Here is a 4,205-nt window from a genome sequence, read left to right on the forward strand (position 1 = left end):
CCTATCCCCTGTGTGCCTTGCCTCCCACGACTAGGCCCGCCGCGCCGCCGGCCCGAAGCACGTCACGTCGTCGCACGGCGGCCGCGCGTTCGTTCATAACGAGCGTCACGACGAGCGACCGCCCCATAAGTATACGATGCGTTACGGAACGGGAGACGGGACCCGCCGGCCGACCGGATCGCCCCCGTCGTAAGCCACAACCCGCGCCTCGCCGAAGGAAACCTATGTCGACAGACACCGGTCTGGCCGTCACCCTCGTTCGCAACGCGACCGTCCTCGCGACCGTCGGCGAGACGACGTTCCTCGTCGATCCGCTGTTCGCGGAGCAGGGCGCGACGCCGCCGATCGACGACACGCCGAACGACCGCCGGAACCCGCTCGTGCCGATGCCCGACGTCGACCTGTCGCACGACGCGGTGATCGTCACCCACCGCCATCCCGACCACTTCGACGACGCCGCGAGGGAGGCGCTCGACGCCGACGTGCCGCTGTTCTGCCAGCCCGCCGAGGCGGACGCGTTCGTCGACGAGGGGTTCACCGACGTGCGACCGGTGGAGGACGAGGCGTCGTTCGACGGGGTCACCGTCCGTCGGACTCCCGGTCGACACGGTCACGGCGAACTGGCCGAGCGAATGGGACCGGTCTCCGGGTTCGTCCTCGACGGGACGGAGACGCTGTACGTCGCCGGCGACACGGTCTGGTACGAGCCGGTCGCGGAGACGCTAGCGGAGTCCGACCCGGACGCGGTCGTCCTCAACGGCGGCGCGGCGCGGTTCAATCAGGGGGAGCCGATCACGATGGGCGTCGAGGGCGTCGCCGCCGTGCGCGACGCCACCGACGCCGCGGTCGCCGTGGTCCACATGGAGGCGATCAACCACTGCCTGCTGTCGCGCGAGGAACTGCGCGCGGAGACGGAGGACGTGCTGGTGCCGGAGGACGGTGAGCGGATCGAGTTCTGACCCCGAGTCTGCGCGAGTTTTATTCCTGTCTGACCGGACACCGCCTCTGACACCGACTGGCGGCCTAGGAGGGTTTATCCGATCGCACGAACATCCTGTCTCATGACGCAACCGCAGGCCGGCGAGCAGTTGGTCGGCGCGTACTTCCGCGTCATCGAGGAGTGCGACCTCGTGACGTACAACCAGCGGTCGATGGAGCGGAGCGACCAGATGGAACTCGACGTGCTCGGCGTCAAATCAACCTCCGAGGGTCAGCGGATCTTCGCCTGCGAGGTAATCACCCATCTCGACGGGCAGCTCTACTCCGGATCGCCGGACACCGAAGAGTGGGCTGACTACGGGAACGACAGCTACCAGTACAGCTTAGAGCGGATCACGGAGAAGTTCGAGCGGATCGTCGCCTACCTGCGGGGGGTATTCGATGACCTCGAACTGGCCGAGATCCAACTGTGGGCCCCGTACGTCAGCGAGGGATACCAGACCGAGGGCTTGGCCGAGGTCGCCGACCGGATCGAAGCCGCCCACGGTGTCACGGTGCGGCTCGTCCTCAACGACGCGTACACGGAGCGCATGACCGAACTCCGCGAAGCGGCGGCCTCGTCGACAAAGGACTACAGCGAGGCCGGGTTTCGATACCTACAGATCCTCGAAGGGATGCGTTGACGCGGGGTGGCGGCGACGCGGGACCAGCTGCGGGTCGGTGAGATGAACAGGATCGTGTTCTCGGTGATTTTGTCGAGATATTTAAACTCGTACACCAGCCCTCACCCAACGACGTGTCCGCAAGGAGATCGGACAACAAAGCAATGAGAAGGCCTCTGGATCCAGTCAGAGCATTACCAGAAAAATGTCGGCATTAGGCATGCTCAGAGTGTGATGAAGATATCGGGGACCCCCGGAGATTTTCTGTCCACCACCCGAACTGAATAGCATGTCGCGTCGTTCGGATCTCGACGATTTATACGATCTTCTCGACTGTCTCGAAGCGAACGTCGGTGGGAAACGACGCCTCAGAGACTGTACTGGGTATATGAACTGGCCTGAACGGGGCGTCTATTTCTTTTTCACAGAGGAGACGCGGGACTCGACCGGCCAGCTCCGACTGACCCGCGTCGGAACGCACGCCGTCTCGTCGGGATCGGGAACGTCGTTGTGGAACCGACTGCGGACGCATCGGGGTGCGAACCGCGGGAGCTACGAGGGTGGTGGGAACCACCGCGGCTCGGTGTTCCGCAAGCACGTGGGACGAGCGATGATCGAACGGGACGGTCTCCACGACGAGTATCCCCACTGGGGTGAAGGATCCAGTGCGGACCGCGAGCGTCGTCTCGCGGAGTTGGACCACGAACACCGCGTGAGTGAGTACATCCGAGATCTCCCATTCTTGTGGGTTGCCGTCGACGACGAGCCCGGTCCGCAAAGCGACCGCGCCTACATCGAACGCAACGCGATCGCACTCGCCAGCAACTATCGAAAAGAGACCATCGACCCTCAAAGTGACAGCTGGTTGGGGCGAAACAGTCCTCACGAGAAGATCACTGACTCAGGCCTATGGAACGTCTATCACGTCGAAGAGGCGTGTGATCCGGCGTTCTTGGATCGATTAGCCGGTGCCGTATCGGAAACCACCGCACCGTGATCTGCTGGTGAAAGGAAGAAGGTCCGGGTGCGAGAATCGAACCTCAGTCGGACGCGCTCGCTTCGCTGCGCCCGACCTCCCTGCTTCGATTCTCGCCTTCCAGCGTTTCCACTCCTCCCTTCGGTCGTCGTGAAAAGGTCCGGGTGCGAGAATCGAACCCGCGTCTCAGCCTCCACAAGGCTGAAGGATAGTCCACTACCCTAACCCGGACGCGCGTCGACAACTACCTCGCTTCGATAAATAACGGTTACGACTCCCGGACGGGCGTGGCACGGAGTGGCGACCGAGAGAGAGTGACGCCCCCGAACCGAGCGCCCTCTCTGTCCCGACCACCGCGTCGTTTTTGAGGGTCGCGGGCGTAGCGACGCCAACTCGTGGCCTTTACCGACAAGATCTACGTGAAGAACCACCGGCAGCTCGCCTCCCAGCTGGAGACGAACATCCCGAAGGGGGCGTTCGCCGGCGCGACCCTCGATCTGCTGTTCACCGGCGACGGCCTCTCGAAGCTCGACGAGACGACCCGGGACCGCGTCCTCGATTTCGCCGAGGACTTCCTCGACTGTACCTGCGACGCGAACCCCTACTGCGGCTGTCCCGAGGAGAAGTTCATGCGCTACGTCCTCGAACTGCGCGCCGAGGGGCTGGGGCCGCAGGCCATCGTCGACGTGATGACCGACGACTACATGGTGTACGCGTACACCGGCGACGTGCTCTCGTTCCTCGACGACTCCGTCAGGAAGCTGGAGGCCATCGAGACGCTCGCCGACGTCGACGGCAACGGAGAAATGTCCGAACGCGCGCGGAAGCGGAAGCGAGAGCTGTCAGGGTAGCGGACGGGCGCAGTCGGAGCCGTCGCGGGGACGGACCCGTCGGACTCAGTCGTCTTCGGGCGACGCGACGCCCGGTCCGATCTCCTCGGCCGGCGGGCCTCCCTCCGTGAGGTTCCCGTCGCGCCAGGTGTCCCGGTTAAACCAGAGGTACGCGACGACGCCGCCGACGACGTTCGAGACGGGGAAGGCGATCCACAGGCCCATCGCCCCGAGGGAGCCGGCGGCGACCCACGCGACCGGGAGCCGGACGAACCCGAGGGTGATCAGGGAGATGACGGCCGCGATCATCGTGTGCCCCGCGCCGCGGAACCCGCCGGTGTACGCGCGCATCACGCCGATAAACCCGAAGGAGAGGCCGCTCACGCGGAGGAAGGTCGTCGCGTGGTCGACCACCGCCGGGTCCGGGGAGAAGACGCCCGCGATCGGTCTCGCGGCGAGGACGATGACCCCGCCGCCGACCGTGAGCAGGACGAGCATCGCGCGCGCGCCGAAGTGGTTCGTGTCGGCGGCGCGGTCCAACTCCCCAGCGCCGATGTTCTGTCCGGTCATCGTCTCGATCCCCTGCGAGACGGCGAGCGCCGGGAGGAAGATCACGGAGAAGATCCGCGTCCCGATGCCGTACGCCCCGCTGACCGCGTTCGGGAAGTTTGCGACCACGACGAGCAGCGCGGTGATCGACACCGACCGCGCCGCCCCTTCCGCGGAGGCCGGCAGCCCAATTCCGAGGACGGTCTTCCCGAACTCCGGGTCCGGGAGCATCTCCGAGAGCCGGATCTG

The 4,205-nt window shown here is 65.3% G+C and carries 5 protein-coding genes and 1 tRNA gene; 4 read left to right on the forward strand and 2 right to left on the reverse strand.

Annotated features, from left to right (window positions below; all coding sequences use genetic code 11):
* The first annotated feature begins 224 nt into the window (after positions 1–224).
* The 3 genes from BN903_RS03550 (at position 225) to BN903_RS03560 (ending at position 2,598) form a co-directional block, all read left to right on the forward strand.
* On the forward strand, positions 225–959 hold the full coding sequence (locus tag BN903_RS03550; protein WP_048076397.1) for an MBL fold metallo-hydrolase: 735 nt from the start codon (positions 225–227) through the stop codon (positions 957–959).
* Between the two features lie 102 nt (positions 960–1,061).
* Positions 1,062–1,622: a hypothetical protein gene (locus tag BN903_RS03555; RefSeq protein ID WP_048076398.1), complete on the forward strand. Its 561-nt coding sequence runs from the start codon at positions 1,062–1,064 to the stop codon at positions 1,620–1,622.
* Between the two features lie 268 nt (positions 1,623–1,890).
* Entirely contained in the window at positions 1,891–2,598 is a 708-nt protein-coding gene (locus tag BN903_RS03560) for a hypothetical protein (protein WP_048076399.1), read from the forward strand.
* A 137-nt stretch (positions 2,599–2,735) separates the two neighbouring features.
* On the opposite strand, the gene BN903_RS03565 is transcribed toward BN903_RS03560, so the two are convergent.
* Positions 2,736–2,808: transfer RNA gene (locus BN903_RS03565), tRNA-His, on the reverse strand.
* A 164-nt stretch (positions 2,809–2,972) separates the two neighbouring features.
* On the opposite strand from BN903_RS03565, the gene BN903_RS03570 reads away from it, so the two are divergent.
* On the forward strand, positions 2,973–3,428 hold the full coding sequence (locus tag BN903_RS03570) for a DUF5814 domain-containing protein (protein ID WP_048076400.1): 456 nt from the start codon (positions 2,973–2,975) through the stop codon (positions 3,426–3,428).
* Between the two features lie 45 nt (positions 3,429–3,473).
* Here BN903_RS03570 and BN903_RS03575 read toward each other — a convergent pair.
* Positions 3,474–4,205 (reverse strand): MATE family efflux transporter (locus BN903_RS03575; protein WP_048076401.1); only part of this gene is annotated, 732 nt, incomplete at its 5' end.

The sequence above is a fragment of the Halorubrum sp. AJ67 genome (assembly GCF_000513435.1).

What these genes read in the sequence shown, in the direction of transcription:
- BN903_RS03560 (WP_048076399.1), top strand. Translation starts at nt 1,891, where the DNA reads ATGTCGCGTCGTTCGGATCTCGACGATTTATACGATCTTCTCGACTGT.
- BN903_RS03555 (WP_048076398.1), top strand. Translation starts at nt 1,062, where the DNA reads ATGACGCAACCGCAGGCCGGCGAGCAGTTGGTCGGCGCGTACTTCCGC.
- BN903_RS03550 (WP_048076397.1), top strand. Translation starts at nt 225, where the DNA reads ATGTCGACAGACACCGGTCTGGCCGTCACCCTCGTTCGCAACGCGACC.